This is a genomic window from Ensifer sp. Root142, assembly GCF_001426785.1.
GTDB classification, from domain to species: domain Bacteria; phylum Pseudomonadota; class Alphaproteobacteria; order Rhizobiales; family Rhizobiaceae; genus Ensifer; species Ensifer canadensis.
Genome location: NZ_LMFK01000048.1, coordinates 255,219 through 274,604 on the forward strand (window position 1 = coordinate 255,219; position 19,386 = coordinate 274,604).

A 19,386-nucleotide genomic window follows, 5' to 3' on the forward strand; every position below is an offset into this window, starting at 1 on the left:
TTGGCAATCAGTGCGCAACGGCGGCAGCTGCCGCCTCGTCGATCAGTCGGCCGGTGCGGAAACGGTCGAGCGTCAGCCCGGCAGCCAGCCGATGCGGCTCGCCCCTCGCAATGAGGTGCGCAAAGAGGTTGGCCGAACCCGGCGTCGCCTTGAAGCCACCCGTACCCCAGCCGGCATTGAGGAACAGGCCCGGAACCGGGGTGACACCCTGGATCGGCGAACGGTCCTGTGTCACGTCGACGATGCCGCCCCACTGCCGCATCATCTTGACGCGGCGGAACATCGGGAAGAGTTCACAGATCGCATCCAGCGTATGGGTGATGATCTGCAGGCCGCCCGTCTGGGAGTAGGAATTGTACTGGTCGGTGCCGGCGCCGATGACGAGCTCGCCCTTGTCGGACTGCGAGATATAGGCATGCACCGAGTTCGACATGACGACGCAGGGGAACATCGGCTTCAGCGGCTCGGAGACCAGCGCCTGCAGCGGCTGGCTCTGCAGCGGCACGCGCACGTCGGCCATTTCCATCAGCACCGACGAGTGGCCGGCGGCAGAAACGCCGATCTTCTTGGCGCCGATGAAACCGCGACTGGTGTCGACGCCGGTCACCCGGCCGTTCTCGTCACGGCGGATGCCGGTCACTTCGCAATTCTGGATGATGTGCACGCCACGGTCGGACGCGCCGCGGGCATAGCCCCAGGCAACCGCGTCATGCCGAGCCGTACCGCCGCGACGCTGCAGCGCTGCGCCGTTGATCGGGTAGCGGGCGTTCTTGGCGATATCGAGCGGCGGGCAGTAGGCCTTGGCCTGTTCCGGCGTCAGCCACTCATTGTCGATGCCATAGAGGCGGTTGGCGTTGATATGGCGCTTGAACGACTGCTGGTCGTGGATGTTGTGCGAGAGCATCATGACGCCGCGCGGCGAATACATGACGTTGTAGTTGAGGTCCTGCGACAGGTTTTCCCAGAGTTTCAGCGAATGCTCGTAGATGTCCATGCTCTCTTCATAGAGATAGTTGGACCGGATGATCGTCGTGTTGCGGCCGGTGTTGCCGCCGCCGATCCAACCCTTTTCGAGCACCGCGACATTGGTGATGCCATGCTCCTTGGCAAGATAGTAGGCAGCGCCCAGCCCATGGCCACCACCGCCAATGATGATCACATCATAGTCCTTGCGGGGCTCGGGCGAGGCCCATTGCGGACCCCATCCCTTGTGGCCGCGCAAAGCCTCGCGCGCCACGGCAAAAACTGAATATTTGCGCATCCGCCTGTTACTCCATGAACCCCGGTGATCATTCTCGTTGGCGTTAGAAATCGCAAATCCGACGCCTGCGCAACGTTTCTTTTGCGACGCAAACGGGCGGACTTGCGCGGAGTTGCGACATCGCTGCATCACACCATCTGCGGCGCGATGATACACATAGCGTGGCGTCATTGCGGATTTTTCAGCACAGCCTCATGTCCTCGCTGGACTTTCCGCTGACGATCTGGTATCCGCACCTTCAATCGTCGAGCTTTCGGCTCAGCGAACGTAGCTTTTTTTGCCTCCGACACCTGACGTGAGGCAACAACTCGAAACAACCAAAGGAACGGGATTTCACGTGCAGGTACTTGTCCGCGATAACAATGTTGACCAGGCGCTCCGCGCTCTCAAGAAGAAGATGCAGCGCGAAGGCATTTTCCGCGAAATGAAGATGCGTGATTTCTACGAAAAGCCGTCCCAGAAGCGCGCCCGCGAAAAGGCTGAAGCCGTTCGCCGCGTTCGCAAGCTGGCGCGCAAGCGTGCACAGCGCGAAGGCCTCGTGGCCCGTTAATTTGTCGATTTTTCGACACTTTTCGATCTAAGTCGTGGCGGGGGCGAAATATCGCCGCCGCCTTTCTTTTGGTATGGACATCTTTTCCGTCGTCGGGCTAGCGTGACAATGCAGCCGGCAACGGTAGCCGGTCGCGGCGCTTGACGCCGGACGGTTTGCCGCAGGCCCTGGTAGCCTCGGCTGTGGGGCCCCGCGAAATTCGCCGGCCTCCTTGAACGGGAAGCCGTTGGCTTTCGGACCTAGTCGCATTGAGGGATCGACCTTTGACACTTGCTGCCATGACTGCGGACGTCGCCGGTTTCACCACCCAAGAGGCGCGCCGCCGCCACCAGCGCAAGCCGAAGCTTGCGGCCCTGTTCCTCCTCGGATCGGCTCTGCTTCTGTCGGCATGCCAGACCGAAGGGCCGGAATCGATGGCCAAGGTCGAGCGCGAACAGGGCTCCCAGGGAAATATCGCATCGCTGTCGAGCGTGATCGCCTCCAACCCGAGCGACCCCGAGGGCTATAACGTCCGCGGCTCCGCCTATGGCCGTGCAGGCGAATACCGCCGCGCCCTGGCCGATTTCGATCAGGCGATCCAGCTCAACCCGCGCTTCTACCAGGCATATGCCAACCGCGCGCTCGTTCACCGCAACATGGGCAACACCCAGGCCGCACTTGCCGACTACAACATGGCGCTGCAGCTGAACCCCAACTACGACGTCGCCTATATCGGCCGCGGCAATCTCTATCGCCAGGCCGGCCAGCTCGATTCCGCCTTCAACGATTTCAACAAGGCGATCCAGCTCGACACCACCGACCCGCGCGCCTACCACAATCGCGGCCTGATCTACCAGGCCCGCAACCAGCACGGCCAGGCGATCGAAGACTTCTCGACGGCGATCTCGCTGTCGCCGAGCTCGCCGGAGCCCTATAACGGCCGCGGCATCTCCTACGTCGCCCAGGGCGATGACGACAATGCCTTCTCCGACTTCAACACCGCGATCACGCTCGACGGCAAGGTTGCCGAATCCTGGGCAAACCAGGCGCTGGTCTACGAGCGCAAGGGCGACAAGGCCAAGGCAGCGAAGTCCTACTCGCACGCACTGCAGCTCGACCCGAAATACGAGCCGGCGCGCGCAGGTCTCGCCCGCGTGAAAGCCGCTTAGCCTCTTAGGAGAGAAAAGCACTTCTCCCGTTTCAACGCCCGCGACCGGTTCGCGGCCGTTTTCGTTTTTTCGTCACGTCGTTGCGCCGCGCGTCCGGCATGACGCGTAAAGGACGCCGTAACGCCCTGAACCTGCTGCGTAATTTTGTCCATAAATCGATGTCGATTTAAGGAATTAGCCATTTGCTCCTCCAATGACGAACGGAACCTTCCCGGCCACCATCCGTTTGCCCAGGAACGAAAAACGGAGACTGAGCCAATGATCAAGAAAACCTTCATCGCGACACTGGCCCTGGCAGCCCTTTGCGCCGGCCCGTCCGCAGCGCAGAATTATGTCGCGCTCGGCCGCCTTGTCTGCGGCTCCGACGGCGGCACGGGGCAGATTCTGACCTCGACAAAGAACCTGCTGTGCACCTTCAGGCCCGCCAACGGCGCGCCGGCCGCAAGCTATGCCGGCACCATTCGCAAGATCGGCATCGACATCGGCAAGACCGGCAAGAGCACGATGGTCTGGGATGTCCTGGCCAAGACAGGTACTCCGATCACCAAATACGCGCTTGCCGGTGAATATTACGGCATCGGCGCCGACGCGAGCCTTGCCGTTGGCGGCGGCGCCAAGGTGATCGGCGGCGGTACCAACAAGGCCTTCATGCTGCAGCCAGTTAACGTGCAGGTCCAGGAAGGACTGAACATCGCGATCGGCGTCGACGAACTGACGCTCGCCCCGGCTAGCTGATAAGGCGAGATGACGAAAAGTCGGCAAGACGACCTTCGCCGGCAGTTCGACGCATCAAACGAAAACGCCCGCCATGTGGCGGGCGTTTTCTTTTCCAACATTTGACCCAACGGATAGACGCCTTTGTGTCGCTCACCCGAATGGCAAGGAACCTCAGTGGTTCATGGCCTTGACGATGTCTTCCGTCACCTTCTTGGCGTCGCCGAGCAGCATCATGGTGCCGTCCTTGTAGAACAGCGTGTTGTCGATGCCGGCGTAACCGGAGCCGAGCGAGCGCTTGACGAACAGGCAGGTCTTGGCCTTGTCGACGTCGAGGATCGGCATGCCGTAGATCGGCGACGACGGGTCGTCGCGGGCTGCCGGGTTGGTCACGTCGTTGGCGCCGATGACATAGGCGACATCCGCCTGGGCGAATTCCGAGTTGATGTCTTCGAGCTCGAACACCTCGTCATAGGGCACGTTTGCTTCCGCGAGCAGCACGTTCATATGACCGGGCATGCGGCCGGCAACCGGATGGATGGCGTATTTCACGTCGACGCCCGCCGCCTTCAGCTGATCACCGAGTTCACGCAGCGCATGCTGCGCCTGGGCGACGGCCATGCCGTAGCCCGGGACGATGATCACCTTGGAGGCATTGGCCATCAGGAATGCCGCGTCGTCGGCCGCGCCCTGCTTGACGGTGCGCTGGACGCCATCGTCAACAGCGGCTGCCGCCGCCTCGCCGCCGAAGCCGCCGAGGATGACCGAGATGAACGAGCGGTTCATGCCCTTGCACATGATATAGGACAGGATCGCACCCGACGAGCCGACGAGCGCGCCGGTGATGATCAGCGCCAGGTTGCCGAGCGTGAAGCCGATGCCGGCCGCGGCCCAACCCGAATAGGAGTTGAGCATCGAGACGACCACCGGCATGTCGGCGCCGCCGATCGGGATGATGATCAGCACGCCGAGCGCCAGCGACAGGGCGACGATCAGCCAGAACACGGTCGTGCTCTGGGTGAAGACCAGCATGATCACCAGGACGACGAGCGCGATCGCCAGGCCAGCGTTGACGAAGTGACGGCCGGTCAACAGGATCGGCTTGCCGGACATGCGTCCGTCGAGCTTGAGGAAGGCGATGACCGAACCGGTAAAGGTGACCGCGCCGATGGCGACACCGAGCGACATTTCGACCAGCGCCTGGGCGTGGATGTCACCGAGCGTGCCGATGCCGAAGCTCTCGGGCGCATACATCGCCGCGGCCGCGACCATCACCGCCGCCAGACCGACGAGCGAATGGAAGGCGGCGACAAGCTGCGGCATCGACGTCATGGCGATGCGGCGGGCGATGACCGCGCCGGCACCGCCGCCGATGGCAAGGCCGAGCACGATCAAGAGGAAGCCGCCGAAGGTGGGCTTGGCCAGCAGCAGCGTGGTGACGATGGCAATGCCCATGCCGACCATGCCGTAGGTGTTGCCCTTGCGGCTGGTGGCCGGGTGCGACAGGCCGCGGAGCGCCGTGATGAAGAGCACGCCCGAGACGAGATAGAGGAAGGCTGCGAAGTTAGCGTTCATCGGCCGGCCTCACTTGTCTTTTTTCTTGTACATGGCGAGCATGCGCTGGGTGACCAGGAAGCCGCCAAAGATGTTGACCGAGGCGAGCACGAGCGCGATGAAACCGAAACCGGTCGCAAGCCCGGAGGCCGAGATGCCGACGGCGAGCAGTGCACCAACGACGATGACCGAAGAGATCGCGTTGGTGACCGCCATCAACGGCGTGTGCAGGGCCGGCGTCACCGACCAGACGACATAGTAGCCGACGAAAATCGACAGGACGAAGATCGCCAGTCGGAAGACGAACGGATCAATTGCGCCGCCGGTGGCGCCGTGCGCGAGCGCGCCGGCAGCTTCCGCGGCATCGGGAAGGTTCAGCGCTGCCTGCTGGACAGCGGCAACCGCCTTGTCGAGCGCATCGAGCGCTTTTTCCAATGCTTCGTTCGCCATCAAAGATCCCCCTTCTTCTTCGGCTCGAAATTCGCATTGACGATGGCGCCGCCATGGGTGAGCGCCGTCGCCTTGACGAGCTCGTCCTCCATGTTGAGCGCCAGCGCCTTCGTTTCCTTGGAGACCATGGTCTCGAGGAAGGTCACGAGGTTCTTGGCGTAGAGACCGGAAGCCGATGCGGCGATCCGACCGGGCACGTTGAGGTGGCCGATGACCTTGACGCCCTCGACATCGGCGACCCTGCCGGCCTCGGCGCCTTCGACGTTGCCGCCGCGCTCGACAGCGAGGTCGACCGCAATGGAACCAGGCTTCATCGCCTTCAACATTTCGCGCGTGACGAGGCGCGGCGCCGGCCGGCCCGGGATCAGCGCCGTGGTGATGACGATGTCCTGCTTGGCGATGTGCTCGGCGACGAGTGCCGCCTGTTTCGCCTGATACTCTTTGGACATTTCCTTGGCGTAGCCGCCGGCGGTTTCGGCCGCCTTGAATTCCTCGTCCTCGACGGCGATGAACTTGGCGCCGAGCGAGGCCACCTGCTCCTTGGCGGCGGGACGCACGTCGGTCGCCGAAACCATGGCGCCGAGACGGCGGGCCGTCGCGATTGCCTGCAAGCCGGCAACGCCGGCACCCATGACGAAGACCTTCGCCGCGGGAACCGTGCCGGCCGCCGTCATCATCATCGGCAGCGCCCGGTCATATTCGCAGGCCGCATCGATCACCGCCTGGTAGCCGGCAAGGTTTGCCTGGCTCGACAGCACGTCCATCGACTGCGCGCGGGTGATGCGCGGCATCAGCTCCATCGCAAAGGCGCTAAGGCCGGCCTTGGCCATTTCGGCGACCGCATCCTCGTTGCCGTAGGGATCCATGATGGCGATGACGATGGCGCCGGACTTATAGCCGGCGATTTCGGCGCTGTTCGGCCGGCGAACCCGAAGGACGACATCCGCCGTCTTCGCATCGGCAACAGCACCGATCCTGGCACCAGCCTTCTCATATTCTGTATCCGGAATACGCGACAGAAACCCGGCGCCGGTCTCGACGACGACGTCGAAGCCCAGCCCTTTCAGTTTCTTCACGCTATCCGGCGATGCCGCAACGCGACCCTCGTTCGGATCCGTTTCCTTGGCAATAAAGACAATTTCGCTCACAAGTCCCCTCCCTGGCCGCAATCGAGCCAAGGCTGGAATGCGGGCATCCTGTCCGACTGCAAAGCGGCCGCTCATGCGAGCAGGCGCCCTCCCATGTGCAAAGCACACATTCCCCTGGAGACAGGCTCAGCCTGTCCTCCACTCTCCCCCTCACGCAGTGAGGATAAGCGCCGCGCGTTCTCCAACGAACGCTTCAAGGCGCTGCGAACTTTCATCAGCCGAAGCAAGACCATCGACGCTCCCGGTCGATGTCATGCGGCTTCAATCCGGACCTTGAGTCCGGCAGCCAAGGGCAAGCCTCCACCCGGCCTGTCCCTGGCAAGTCGTGTCAGTAGTGCCGATTAACGAAGGAAGAAGAAACCAGCGACGTTGATAAGGATGAACAGCACCAGCGAGCTGAAGAAGCCCATCGTGGTGAAGAAGGCGGCAGCCATGGCGATCAGCAGAGCCACGCAGAACAGCGTGAGGTATTTCGTTGCACTGAGGAAGAAATTGTAGGTCTTCTCGTGTTCCGCATAATCCATCGGAGCGCCCATTTCGACCGGTCCAGAATGATGCTCAGCCATCGTCCAATTCTCCCAGAATGCTGCGGCCCGACCCTTGGCCCTCGCCGCCCTTCAACCTTGATCCACGAAACGGCTTTGGCGGAAAACCGCACGGAAGCCCTTTAGCTGCCCATACACAATGCCAGGCCCGGGCGCAACGAAAACCCGCCGCTGCGCCCGGTCACCTGGGGCGATATGCCGCGTGCGTCTCTAGCGGAATACGGATGTGCGATAGGAACGGCCGGAACCGTTCTGTGCGATCCGCGCCGTCGGCAGAATCGTCAAAGGCGCGAACGGCACTTCCTGTCGGCCCGCGAACATCAGGCGACGCTCGAACGGCTCCGAATCGAAGATCGGATAGCGATCGAGGATCGAGGGCCGCTGCCCCCTCACCTGCGCAACCAGCAGCGCACCGTCGGCATTGTAGACGCCGAGGTTCTCGCGCTTGGCGACAACGGTCTCCGACGCAAAAATGCGCTTGTAGAACGCCGCATGCCGCGGCCGGCAGGCGGTCAGGCACCGGTCGGCGGTGAAGTATTCGCATGCCATCGCCACCGGGCGCAGCGTCAGGTAGGGAAGCGCGCGCATCTCGTCGCCGGTGACATCGGGGTCGACAGCCAACCGGCCGGGGTCGACCAGCACCATGCCCGCGTCGAGAAAGACGTCGATCTCGGGCCCGAAGATCAGCCCAGACGTGCTCGCCCTGTGCTCAGGCGTCACGTGATGAACACGCACCGTGCTGACCAGGTTCTCGTCGAGATAGATACCGAAGACATAGGCGTGACTGTCGAAATCGAGATCGTCGATCAAGGTCGAGCCGGTGAGTTCCATCAGATTGACGGCCTTGTAGGCCTTGTAGCGGAGCCGGGCGATATCCTCCATGTCCTCGCCCGTCTCGACCCGCCGGTATTCGACGCGATCGAGAAGAAGCATCAGCTTCTCAGAAAAACTCCCAGGCTCCGCCCGGTGAAGACCTTCACCCATTTCCTGACCCTCATGGTTAACAGATCGTTAACCTATTGACGGTCGGCACAGCAGCAACAACAAAATGGCACACATTACGATTAACCTATTGTTAACCTTAATATTTCGTAAAGTTTTATGGTTAACGATTGGTTAAGCCCGCCACCTCACCATCTTGGACAAGCGGCGGAGCAAGGAAGAGGATGGAGGACGCGGATCGCGGAGGAAATGACGGGCGACGTGGCGAGTTGTCAGGCGATACGCTTGCTTGACGGCGTGGTGACCGGTTTCTGGACACCATTCTTGCAGAAGGCCGCGATGGCGGACGCCGGCATCGGGGCCGCGAACACAAAACCCTGTATCAGATCGGCGCAGTGGTAGTCGTTGATCAGCTGCAATTGATCCGCCGTCTCCACACCCTCGACGACGATCTTCAGGCCGAGAGCACGACCGAGGTTGGCTGTGCCGCGCAGCAGCTTGAAGCGGCGCGAGTCCTCGCGGATGTTGCGCACGAAAGAGCGATCGATCTTGATGATGTTGACCGGCAGCGCATCCAGGTAGCTGAGGCTGGAATAGCCTGTGCCGAAATCGTCGATGGCGATCGTTATGCCGCTGTCACGCAGCTCGCCGAGAATGGCCTGCACCTTGGCCGGCTCATCCATCAGGCAGCTCTCTGTGACTTCGAGATGCAGCCGCGAAGCATCGAGCCCGGTGGCCCGCAGCGTATCCGCCACCACCGTGACGATGTCGTTGCTGCGCAGGTCGAGCACCGACAGATTGACCGAAACGGAAACCTCGCCGGGCCAGCCCATGCAATCCTTGCACGCCTGCTCCAGCACGAAGCGGGTGATCTCGGTGACGAGCCCCAGTTCCTCGGCAAGCTGGATGAAGACATTCGGCGGTACCGGGCCGCGCTCGGGATGCGTCCAGCGCGCCAAAGCCTCGCAGCATTCGAGACGCGCGCCGTTCGGCGTGAACATCGGCTGGTAGGAAAGCGTCAGGGCACCAGCATTGATCGCATCGCGCAGATCGCTCTTCAGTTTCTGGCGGTCGAGATAGCGGGCATCCATCTCTTCTTCGAATACGGTGCAGCCGCCCTTGTTGCGTGCCTTGGTTTCCGACAGCGCAAGATCGGCCTTGATCTGGAGTTCTTCCAGCCGGAAGGCGCTGCTCGGCACGAGAACGACGCCGGCGCTCATGGTCACGTTGAAGGTAAAGCCATTCGCCATATAGGCACCGCGCAACCCGGCGTGAACCGCGCGCATCTGCTCTTCGAGATCCGGCCGATGCATCCTGTTGGGGAAGAAGACGACGAATTCGTCGCCCATCAGGCGCGCGGCGATCGCCGTATTGCCGACCAGTGTCTTCAGCCGCCCGGCAATCGCCTGCAATAGCCTGTCGCCGACGATGTGGCCGCGCATGTCGTTGACATGCTTGAACTCGGCAACGTCGAGCACCATCAGCCCGACCTCGACGTCCTCCTTGCCTTCGAGCGCCACAGCGCTGTGGGCAAGTTCGGCGAAGTAATCGCGGCTCGGCAAGCCGGTCAGCGTGTCGAAGCGCACCATCTGAAGGATCTGTCTGTCGGCCTGGACGCGTGCGGTCACGTCCTCGAATATCAGCACGACCTCACCGTTCTCGTGTCGCCCAGCGGAAAACTCGAGAAAGAGGTTGTCGGTGACCGGCACCAGAACCTGAGTCTTCTTGCCCTTGATCAGAAGGTCGAGCTGCCGCGAGATCGCGCGCGTCTCTTCGACACTGAGCGACATGCGCCGGACGCCGCGGCGCACGACGTCATCCAGCAGCCGATCCCTCAGGTCGGCCTTGTCGCCCAGCATCAGCAGCGCGCAGGCGCGCTCGTTGGCAACGACGATCCGGTTGTCGCGGTCGAGCATCAGCAGCCCGTGCGTCATGTTGTTGAGTGCTGCGTCGAACTGGCCGGCGATCGTTGCGATTTCTCGGGCGGCCAGCACGTTCTCGTAGAGAAACGCGCGCACATTGTTGGCCATCATCCAGGTCGAAAAGATGAATGGCAGGATCAGAACCGCCAGGATGAGCATGAAACCATCCTGAAGCGTGATCAGCCCGATCACGATCGGCAGGCAGGCGGACGAGGACAGAAGCAGCACCGCCCGTTCGGAGCCGTAGTTTCGCCCGACCAGCGAGATCATCGACGCGAGCGTGACGGAGATGCAGGCCAGTTCCGAGAAGGAATCCCGGCTGACGGCGATCGCGTAGCCGCAGGCAATACCACAGGTGAGCGTCACGCTGACGCCGCCGAGAATGTAGCGATTCTCCCATTCCCGGACCATCGCTCGGTCGGCGTTGGAGAAATCCTGGCGATCAAAGCGCGCCATGTCGAGGTTGCGCAGCCCCCAGAGCACAACGATGGCGGCCGTGCAGAAGAGATAGAGCGGGTCGGTGGTCTTGAAATAGACGAGCACGAAAGTCACGACATGCGAAAGCATGCCGATCAGCAGAGTCCTGCGATGTTCGTAGAGCGAGCTCACGGACGACAGATAGACATCCGTCGGGAGAGCGCCCCGTTCATTGCGCGTCATGAACCCATAGCTCCGGTTTTCCGGATTTTTAGAGGCGATGATTTAACGAAAGATTTCGTGAAAACACCGCCTCCAAGCCTTGTATTGCAACATTCAAACGGTGCCCCATGGGAGTTTTTCCCAAACTCAACCTAGTATTGCGAAACCAACGGCCGGCGGATGCCTTCTACAACCATGCATAGACAAAATCACGTTTTGCTTTCTGACATTGTATTTAAGGCAATTCTGCTTGGCAAACATCATATCCACCGATTCACTCAGGATGTGGTTACCCAAAGCTGAAGAAAACGCATCAATTCCTGCCATGCACATACGAGCCTAGTTGCGGCCGGTATCACCATCACATCTGCGCGCTTCGCAGTTGACTTTCAGCCACATCTGGCGGCAAGGCTTTGCAAAGCGAGATACGGAGCCTGATGATGTCGAAACCTGTCGTTGCCATCCCCTGCGATTTCCGCGAATTCGACGGCAATGTTTGGCATGTCGTTGCCAACCAGTATGTCCGTGCCGCCGTCGAAGGCGCCGGCGTCATGCCCTTCCTCATTCCGGCGCTTGAGACCGGCAACGATATCGACGAGATCCTCGATCGCGTCGACGGCGTGCTGGCAAGCGGCGCCCGATCCAACGTTCATCCCTCGCTCTACGGCCGCGAGGCCAAGGACACCGACGGCCCCTTCGATCCTGGCCGCGATGCCACCAGCCTGCCGTTGATCCGGCGCGCGCTCGAGCGCGGCGTTCCGCTGTTTGCCATCTGCCGCGGCATCCAGGAGCTCAACGTTGCCCTCGGTGGCACGCTCGCAAGCGAAATCCAGGAGCAGCCGGGTGTCTGGGATCACCGCAAGCCCGACGTTTCCGAGCTGGATGTCGCCTACGGCATCCGCCAGGACGTGATCGTCAAGGAAGGCAGCTGTCTTGCGCCGGTGCTGGGTGCCGGTCGCGTTCGCGTCAATTCCCTGCATCGCCAGGCCATCGGCGCAACGGCGCCGCGCCTCGCCGTCGAAGCCGTTGCCGACGATGGCACCATCGAGGCGGTCTCGGTGATTGGCGCCAAGGCGTTCGCCGTCGGCGTGCAATGGCATCCGGAATACTGGGTGCGGACGGACGCACCGTCGGCGAGCCTGTTCAGGGCTTTCGGCGATGCCGTGCGCGCCTACGCGGCGCGGCGCATGGCCGCCTAGGGCATTTCCAGGAAAAGTGCGAAGCGGTTTTCCATCAGCAAATGCGCAAAAACAAAGAGATGGAGCGTTTCTGCACCTCCGTCTGAACCGGCAACGCTTTAACCGGCTCGGCGCGTGAACGGCGTTTCCGGCACTGGCGTCAGTGCCTTGCCGGTCGAAAACCAGGCCATGAGGTTATCGACCACCAGATCCGCCATGGCGTTGCGGGTAACAACCGAAGCCGACGCCACATGCGGCAACAGCGAAACATTCGGCAACCCCAGCAGCGCATCGGGCACATGCGGTTCGTTGTCGAAAACGTCGAGCCCCGCCCCCGCAATCACACCGGCCTGAAGTGCTGAGACCAGCACTGCCTCGTCAACCGTCGAGCCGCGCCCGACATTGATCAGGACGCCATTGCTTCCCAGTGCCGAAAGCACCGCGGCGTTGACCGTCTTTCGTGTCGCCTCCGTTCCCGGAACAATGACAACAAGCGTATCGACGGCGGCGGCAAGCCGTTCGAGCGTCGGGTGATAGGCATAGGCAAGCCCATCGCGTGGGCTGCGCGTATGGTAGGCGACCGAGACGCCGAAGGCTTCGAGCCGCTTGGCAATGGCAAGCCCGATGCGTCCGAGGCCGTAAAGCCCGACCGTGCGACCCCGCAATGACAAGGGCGAAAGCGCAAAGGCGCCATCCCGCACCCAACGCCCCTGGCGCAGCCACTGTTCCGCCTGCGGCAGCAGGCGCAGCGTGTTGATGAGCAGGCCGATGGCGGTATCGGCGACCTCTTCGCTCAGAACGTCAGGCGTGTTGGTGACGACGATGCCCTTGGAGGCGGCATGTTTCACGTCGACCCCGTCATAACCGACACCGAAATTGGCAACGATCTCAAGACCGGGCAGCGCATCCATCAGACCGGCGGGAACGCGGCCAGAGACGGCGATACCCCTGATATCGGCCATGTCTGCCGTCACAAGGTCAGGGTCCGCACGGTCCAGCCGCACGATCTCGAACATCTCGGGCAACCGCAGCAGCACCTGTTCGTTGATTTTTCCGGGCACGAGGATGCGGGGAAGGCTCGCGGACATGGGCACTCCTGGTATTAAAGCGCGTCGCGATCTCCAGGATTCGCTTGCCGCACTTTAGGTTCTTGCTTTTGTGCATGTCGCCTTCGCAAAACCGCTGCACACTTTTGCGCGACATGCATTAGGGATTTCTTCAGGCGGTGACGCGCAACGGGCCTGTCGACTGGCGGATGCGCATTTCCGGCTTGATCAGGTGGATGCCGTCGGGTTCGTGGCTGCCGGAAAGCTTGTCGAGAAGTGCGCGTGCCGCACTGCGGCCGACATCGGCCTGGCCGTTCCAGACGGTGGTCAGCGCCGGTGTCGCGATCGAGGCCTCCTCGAGGTCGTCATAGCCGGTGACGGAGATATCGACGCCTGGAACAAGGCCCGCACGCGCGATGCCGTTCATCATGCCGATCGCCACCAGATCGTTCCAGCAGACGACTGCGGTCGGCTTCTGCGGCAGCGACAGCAGATGCACAGCCGCCTCGAAGCCGCCCTGCTTGGAGCGCGGGCCGGGAATGCGCAATTCCGGATCGACCTCGATGTTGGCCTTGCGCAGCGCGTTGACATAACCCTGATAGCGGTCGCGACCGGTCGAGGTCTGGTCGGTGCCGCCGACCATGGCGATGCAGCGATGGCCAAGGCCGATCAGATGGTTGGTCGCCAGCGAGATGCCATAGGCGTCGTCGCCGCGGAAGATCGGCACGTCGAGCCCCTCAATCGAACGGGCGATCAGGATCGCCGGCATGCCGTTGTCCTCGGCAAGCTGGATATCTTCCGGCGGCGTGCCGATCGCCGGCGACATGATGACGCCGTCGCCGCCGAGCTGCAGCAGCGTTTCGATAAAATCGCGCTGCTTGTCGACCGAATCGTAATGGTTGGAGAGGATGAAGGTCTGCTTGTCGCGGTCGAGCTCCGCTTCGATCGCCTTCAGGATTTCCCCGTAGAACGGGTTCATGATGTCGTGCACGACGACGCCGATGATGCCGGACCGGGAGGTTCTGAGGCTGGCAGCGCGGCGGTTATAGATATAACCGAGTGCGCGGGCCTGCTCCTTGATCTTATCGCGTGTGAGGGTCGCCACCAATGGGCTGTCACGCAATGCCAGGGATACTGTTGCCGTCGAAAGACCGAGTGTTTCCGCGATCGTCGAAAGCTTGACTTTTTGCGCCACGATGCCCCCTGTTTAAGCCTAGTTGCCTACCCTCAAATTTAAATCCTATTTAAACTGTTTAAATCGCCGCCGCAATATGCCGCGAAACAAGGCTCAGTCGGCTGCGCGTGCCGCCTGCAGGTTGCTGTCGACAGCCCGCAAAAGCTTCATCAGCGTGCGCACCTGCTTGTCGGTCAGTCCGCGCGTCGCAAGGTTTTCCGAATGCTGGCCGGCCTCGGCGATCGTCTGCAGCCGGTTGCGCCCCGGTTCGGTGAGATAGACCTTGGTCAGCCGCGCATCGTCATCATCAGGGCGCCGCTCGAGGAAACCTTGCGCTTCCATGCGACCGATCGTGCGCGTCATCGTCGGCGCCTTGACGCCGAGCTTGGCGGCAAGCCCGCCCGCCGTCAGCCCGTCCATTTCGGCAAGCGCCAGCATCACACCGTCCTGGCCGGCATAGAGACCGCTTTCGAGCAGATTGCGCGACATCACCGTGCGCATCGAACGCGCCGCCTGGACAAGGATCGAGGCAAGATCGTGCGGTTCGGCGAGAAGATCGTCCTTCTTCTTGCCGTTCTTGCCCTTCTTTTCGGCCTTGTTCTTCTTGCCCATTGGACCTCCTGCCGAATCCCGCCTCAGACATTTATAGCAATACAGCTTGCGATTACGAACTGTATGACTCAAATAACATTTTTACGACAATTGACGTGAAGGATCGAAGAGAGATGTCGATGCCCCAAGCCCGATGGCAGGACAATCCGACCGATCTTCCGCAACAGGCCCGCCGCGACTGGATCGCCGTGCTGCCGCTCGGCGCCCATGAGCAGCATGGACCGCATCTGCCCTTCGATACGGACACGCTGATTGCCGAGGGTATTGTCGAACGCTGCATCGCCGCCCTGCCCGCGAACTTGCCCGTTACTTTCCTGCCGACCGAACCCGTCGGCTATTCGATCGAGCATATGGATGTGGCCGGCAGCCGGTCGCTCGGCTACGACGAAGCCGTGCGTCGCTGGCTTGGGATCGCCGAAAACCTGCACGGTCTCGGCCTCAGCAAATTCGTGATGCTGAACGCCCATGGCGGCAATTCGCCGCTGATGACGATCGTTGCGACTGAGGCGCGAGTGCGTTTCGGCATGCTGGCGGTGGCGACCAGCTGGACCCGTTTCGGCCAGCCAGATGGCTGGATCGCGCCCGAAGACAAGGCGATCGACATTCACGGCGGCGAGATCGAGACGTCGGTGATGCTGGCGCTCCATCCCGAAAAGGTCGAGATGGCGAAAGCCCGCGCCTTCCCCTCGCGCCAGAGCGACTACGCCGGACGCTTCCGGCATTTGCGCGCCTATGGCCCGCATGCCTTCGGCTGGAAGATGTCCGACCTCAACCGTGACGGTGTTGCCGGCAATGCCTCGGTGGCAACCGCGGCGCGCGGCGAACAGTTGCTGGCCCACGCGGTTACGGGCGTGATCGAGCTTTTGACCGATGTCGCCGACTTCGACATGACCGAATTCGCCTGAAGGACCGGCAGGGCGCGCCGACAAAACACTTTGTTTGTGCTTTTGCGCTATCAGCATGGACAGCAGCAAACGACGACAGGCGGCGCTAGGCCGGAACCCCATGGCGAAGATCATCGCGCTCGGCGCCTATTTCTACCAGGCCCTGATCGCCTTCGGCCTGCTGATCGTCGTCGCCCACTGGCTGGCCCCAGTCGACTATGCCGCCTATTCGCTGTTCATCTCGCTCAGCCAATTCGGCGCGATCGCCGCTTTCGAATGGGTGCGTTTCTCCTGCATGCGCTTCTATCCCGGCCAGACGGCGGAAATCGAAGCGGCGGAGCGGCGAACGATCGTTGCGGAGGCAGCGGCCTGCGCGCTTTTCTGCCTTGTCGCTGCGGCCGCGTCGCTCGCCTTCGGCGTCTCGCCGCTGGTGGCGCTGGTCGGCGGCCTCGTTGCCGTTGCGCAAGGCGGCAGCGACCTGCACCTGACCATGCTGCGCTTCCGCCAGGATTTTCGCGCCTTCTCGGTACTCCAGGGATCTCGCGCCACCATCCTGGCGGCGGGAACGTTGATCGGCGCGCTCGTATCGCCAACCTTCCTGTCGACGGTCACCGGCCTGCTTGGCGGTTATGCTCTCTACGCTCTGCTCGCAACCCTACTTTCGCGCAGATCAGGCCCGCGGCCTTCCGCCTCGCTCGACATGGCGCGCGTGCGAAAGCACCTCGTCTATGGCAGCGTTTCGGCGGGTGCCGCCAGCGCCTCGATGTTTGCACCGCTTGCGCTGAAGGCGATATTCACCTCGGTCCTCGGCCCCGGCGGCGCTGCCGGTGCGCTGCTGGCGCTCGATCTGCTGCAGCGCCCGTTCGTGCTGATCGTCTCCGCCCTCCAGGCGATCCAGTATCCCGAAATCGTCGCTGCTCACGACAAGGGCGGCGATACCCTGGCGCTTCGCCGTGAGCTCGGACAATACTACGCGCTGCTCACCAGCTTCGCGCTGATGATGGCGGCAGGCATCTTCGCCGTTCTGGTGCCGGCGACATGGCTGGTCATCAGCCCTGACCTGCAGGCCGGCTTCCTCGCGACGGCCCCGTTCGTCATTATCCTTTCGCTCGCGCGCGTTCTGACCCAGATCATGCTGCCGACACCGCTGCACTTGAAGCAGCGCCTGACCGCGATCTTCGCGCTCGCGGCCATCGACTGCGCGCTTCTCAATCTCTTCGCGCTTGCCAGCGCGTTCCTTTTGGCGCCAAGCGCCGCCACACTGATGGCAGGCGGCGCGCTCGGCGCCATATTCGCATCCTTGATCGGCCTGCGCCTGATGGCGACCTTGCCCTTCGACTTCACCTGGTCGCCGGTTCTCCTCGCCGCTGCCGGCCTTGGAGTCACCATTGTCGCCTTCGTGCTGTCTTACCGGTCCGCCACCGTCGCTACTGCCGCCGGGATTGTCATTGGTGGGGTCTGCTGCCTCTTGGCGCTCAATCGCCTGCGGCTCGGCATGCGCGCGTCAACCGCCGCGTGATCTCGGGCGCGATAGTGAACCGGGCGCGATAAGGAAAACTGAACCTCTTTCGGTTTAGATCTGGGCAAACCGAGAGGCGAAGAACACCATGAAGATCATTGTCGGAATAGCCACGGCGGGTCGCCGCGAAGTGCTGTCCGAAACACTGCTGCACCTGAGCCGGCAGGATCGCCAGGCGGACGCGATCCTCGTCTGCCCCTCGTCGCCGCAGGACGTCGATCTCGACTTTGTCAGCACGCTCGCATCGGAGATCACCCTGGTCACGGGCAGCAAGGGCTCCTGTGCGCAGCGCAACGCCATCCTCGACCACACGGGGACCGCCGATATCATCGTGTTTTTCGACGATGATTTCCTGCCCCAGTGCGATTTTCTGGCTGAAGTCGAAACCCTCTTCGAGAAGAGGGCCGACATTGCCGTGGCGACCGGCCTGGTGCTGGCCGATGGCATTCATGGCCCGGGCATCCCGGTCAAGGAAGGGTTGGAAATCCTTGCGCGCGATCGGGCAACGGGCAGACAGGCCACCCTCGAACCCGTTTACAACGCCTATGGCTGCAATATGGTTTTTCGCGTGTCGGCCATTGAAGCCGACGCCACCCGCTTCGACGAAAACCTGCCGCTTTACGGCTGGCAGGAGGATGTCGACTTCTGCCGCCGCCTCGCCCGCCACGGCCGCATTGTGCGCAGCGCCACCCTGCGCGGCGTCCATCTCGGCAACAAACGGGGACGTACTTCGGGTTTGCGCTTCGGTTACTCACAGGTGGCAAACCCGCTCTACCTTTTCCGCAAAGGCACGGTCGGTCTGGGCTGGGCATTGAAGCTTTTGAGCTCCAACATCGCCGCAAACATCGTCGGCAGTCTGAAATCTCAGGGGCTTGTCGACAGACGGGGCCGCCTTAAGGGAAACCTTATCGCCCTCGTAGATCTCCTACGCGGCAGGATAGATCCGCTGCGCACACTCGAACTCTAATCGCGCGTTCAGTTCCGAATAAGCAAGCTAGTCAGCCCTGCCCTGCGACCAGCAGGTTGAGCAGAATGACCGCGCTTGCGTTCCATGAGAACCGCATTGCATTTTCATGCCCCGAACGCCCCAGCTGTCGCCGAAGCGCATCATCGGCGGATATCTTCCGCATAACCTCGACGAGGGTTTCCGCCTTCGCCGGATCGAAATAGAGAGCCGCCTCGCCGCAGGCTTCCCTGACCGGGGGTATGTCAGCGGCCAGCACCGGGCACCCTTGTGTCATCGCCTCGAGCGGCGGGATACCGAACCCTTCATAGAGGCTCGGGAACAGGAAGGCGGTGGCGTGGCGCTGCAGCCCGGCGATCTCGGCGTCCGTCAGCCGCCCGGGAAAGATCAGGTTGCCCCGCGACGTCGGGGCGATGTCGCGAAAAACGCTGGGATCCGTACCGCCGACGACCACGAGCTTGCTGCCGGTAGCACCCAGGGCTTCGAAGGCACGCACCGCAAACTCGACGTTCTTGTTGGGCTTCAGTGTGCCGACGAGAAGGAAGAAGGGGGTCTCGGCAAGCCCCAGCTTCGCAACGATCTCCCGGTCCGGCTGAAGGTCGGAAAAGTGATCTGTGGCGTTGTAGATCACGTCAATACCCGATGCTGGAACGCGAAAGACATCCGCCAGTTCACCGCGCGAAAAATAGGAAACGGTGCCGATCTTCGCGCGACGCGTCAGGATGTAGCCGAGCGCGCCGTGGAACAGCCGGTAGCCGCGCCCGAAGGAAGCCGGATGACGGAAGAGCGTGACGTCGTGGATCACCACCACTTGGTCGGAATGCAGCACCGGTCCGCTGCCCCCGAGGCCGACCAGCGTATCGCGCCGCGTCCGCCAATAGAGCGGCCCCTGCTCCCAGAGATGGCCCGGGCCTGAGCCGAAACGCTCGATCGATATCGCCGACAGTGGCAGATCATCCGGCGCGGACGCTGGAGCCAGCAACCGCCAGCGCACATCCTTCAGCGCCGGCGGCACGTCGCCCGCGGCAATGCGGGCATCGAGCGCGCGGGTGATCTCGCGGGCAAAGCGCTGCACGCCGGTGAGCGGCTGAGTCAGGAACCGGCCGTTGATGGAAATCGTCTTCACGCATGCACCC

General features: G+C 62.3%; 18 protein-coding genes. 7 read left to right on the forward strand and 11 right to left on the reverse strand.

Annotation, left to right across the window (positions count from 1 at the left end; genetic code table 11):
• Positions 1-7: 7 nt before the first annotated feature.
• A complete protein-coding gene (locus tag ASD52_RS34755) occupies positions 8-1,261 on the reverse strand; it encodes a sarcosine oxidase subunit beta family protein (protein WP_025424857.1) in 1,254 nt (417 codons plus the stop codon).
• 337 nt (positions 1,262-1,598) lie between these two features.
• On the opposite strand from ASD52_RS34755, the gene rpsU reads away from it, so the two are divergent.
• The 3 genes from rpsU to ASD52_RS34770 all read left to right on the forward strand — a co-directional run bounded on the left by rpsU (position 1,599) and on the right by ASD52_RS34770 (position 3,694).
• Entirely contained in the window at positions 1,599-1,811 is a 213-nt protein-coding gene (gene rpsU / locus ASD52_RS34760) for a 30S ribosomal protein S21 (protein ID WP_025424858.1), read from the forward strand.
• A gap of 263 nt (positions 1,812-2,074) precedes the next feature.
• Entirely contained in the window at positions 2,075-2,959 is an 885-nt protein-coding gene (locus ASD52_RS34765) for a tetratricopeptide repeat protein (protein ID WP_038575705.1), read from the forward strand.
• Between the two features lie 258 nt (positions 2,960-3,217).
• Positions 3,218-3,694: a DUF992 domain-containing protein gene (locus ASD52_RS34770; protein WP_025424859.1), complete on the forward strand. Its 477-nt coding sequence runs from the start codon at positions 3,218-3,220 to the stop codon at positions 3,692-3,694.
• 153 nt (positions 3,695-3,847) lie between these two features.
• Here the strand turns inward: ASD52_RS34770 and ASD52_RS34775 are convergent, their stop codons facing one another.
• The 6 genes from ASD52_RS34775 to ASD52_RS34800 all read right to left on the reverse strand — a co-directional run bounded on the left by ASD52_RS34775 (position 3,848) and on the right by ASD52_RS34800 (position 10,894).
• Positions 3,848-5,248, reverse strand: a complete 1,401-nt coding sequence (locus ASD52_RS34775) for an NAD(P)(+) transhydrogenase (Re/Si-specific) subunit beta (RefSeq protein ID WP_025424860.1) — start codon at positions 5,246-5,248, stop codon at positions 3,848-3,850.
• Positions 5,249-5,257: 9 nt separating this feature from the next.
• Entirely contained in the window at positions 5,258-5,677 is a 420-nt protein-coding gene (locus ASD52_RS34780) for a proton-translocating transhydrogenase family protein (protein ID WP_025424861.1), read from the reverse strand.
• On the reverse strand, positions 5,677-6,825 hold the full coding sequence (locus ASD52_RS34785; protein ID WP_025424862.1) for a Re/Si-specific NAD(P)(+) transhydrogenase subunit alpha: 1,149 nt from the start codon (positions 6,823-6,825) through the stop codon (positions 5,677-5,679). The genes ASD52_RS34780 and ASD52_RS34785 overlap by 1 nt, the downstream gene beginning before the upstream one ends.
• A 341-nt stretch (positions 6,826-7,166) precedes the next feature.
• Positions 7,167-7,391 carry an aa3-type cytochrome c oxidase subunit IV gene (locus tag ASD52_RS34790; protein ID WP_025424863.1) on the reverse strand — a complete coding sequence of 75 codons (225 nt, stop codon included), beginning with the start codon at positions 7,389-7,391 and terminating at the stop codon, positions 7,167-7,169.
• A gap of 189 nt (positions 7,392-7,580) precedes the next feature.
• On the reverse strand, positions 7,581-8,303 hold the full coding sequence (locus ASD52_RS34795; protein WP_234907904.1) for a hypothetical protein: 723 nt from the start codon (positions 8,301-8,303) through the stop codon (positions 7,581-7,583).
• Positions 8,304-8,584: 281 nt separating this feature from the next.
• Complete coding sequence (locus ASD52_RS34800) at positions 8,585-10,894, reverse strand: EAL domain-containing protein (protein ID WP_057226589.1); 2,310 nt, start codon at positions 10,892-10,894, stop codon at positions 8,585-8,587.
• Positions 10,895-11,313: 419 nt separating this feature from the next.
• Between ASD52_RS34800 and ASD52_RS34805 the strand changes: the two genes are divergently transcribed.
• On the forward strand, positions 11,314-12,072 hold the full coding sequence (locus ASD52_RS34805) for a gamma-glutamyl-gamma-aminobutyrate hydrolase family protein (protein WP_025424867.1): 759 nt from the start codon (positions 11,314-11,316) through the stop codon (positions 12,070-12,072).
• A gap of 98 nt (positions 12,073-12,170) precedes the next feature.
• Here ASD52_RS34805 and ASD52_RS34810 read toward each other — a convergent pair whose 3' ends face one another.
• From ASD52_RS34810 to ASD52_RS34820, 3 genes are all read right to left on the reverse strand, one after another.
• The gene (locus ASD52_RS34810) at positions 12,171-13,139 is read right to left on the reverse strand and encodes a 2-hydroxyacid dehydrogenase (RefSeq protein WP_025424868.1); all 969 of its coding nucleotides are present in this window, start codon (positions 13,137-13,139) and stop codon (positions 12,171-12,173) included.
• 130 nt (positions 13,140-13,269) lie between these two features.
• Positions 13,270-14,292: a LacI family DNA-binding transcriptional regulator gene (locus ASD52_RS34815; RefSeq protein ID WP_025424869.1), complete on the reverse strand. Its 1,023-nt coding sequence runs from the start codon at positions 14,290-14,292 to the stop codon at positions 13,270-13,272.
• Between the two features lie 93 nt (positions 14,293-14,385).
• On the reverse strand, positions 14,386-14,883 hold the full coding sequence (locus ASD52_RS34820; RefSeq protein WP_025424870.1) for a MarR family transcriptional regulator: 498 nt from the start codon (positions 14,881-14,883) through the stop codon (positions 14,386-14,388).
• Positions 14,884-14,996: 113 nt separating this feature from the next.
• On the opposite strand from ASD52_RS34820, the gene ASD52_RS34825 reads away from it, so the two are divergent.
• The 3 genes from ASD52_RS34825 to ASD52_RS34835 all read left to right on the forward strand — a co-directional run bounded on the left by ASD52_RS34825 (position 14,997) and on the right by ASD52_RS34835 (position 18,253).
• Entirely contained in the window at positions 14,997-15,788 is a 792-nt protein-coding gene (locus ASD52_RS34825; protein WP_025424871.1) for a creatininase family protein, read from the forward strand.
• A 100-nt stretch (positions 15,789-15,888) separates the two neighbouring features.
• Positions 15,889-17,286 carry a hypothetical protein gene (locus tag ASD52_RS34830; RefSeq protein WP_057207580.1) on the forward strand — a complete coding sequence of 466 codons (1,398 nt, stop codon included), beginning with the start codon at positions 15,889-15,891 and terminating at the stop codon, positions 17,284-17,286.
• Positions 17,287-17,374: 88 nt separating this feature from the next.
• Positions 17,375-18,253: a glycosyltransferase gene (locus tag ASD52_RS34835; protein ID WP_025424873.1), complete on the forward strand. Its 879-nt coding sequence runs from the start codon at positions 17,375-17,377 to the stop codon at positions 18,251-18,253.
• Between the two features lie 31 nt (positions 18,254-18,284).
• Here the strand turns inward: ASD52_RS34835 and ASD52_RS34840 are convergent, their stop codons facing one another.
• The gene (locus tag ASD52_RS34840; RefSeq protein ID WP_025424874.1) at positions 18,285-19,376 is read right to left on the reverse strand and encodes a glycosyltransferase family 1 protein; all 1,092 of its coding nucleotides are present in this window, start codon (positions 19,374-19,376) and stop codon (positions 18,285-18,287) included.
• Positions 19,377-19,386: the final 10 nt, after the last annotated feature.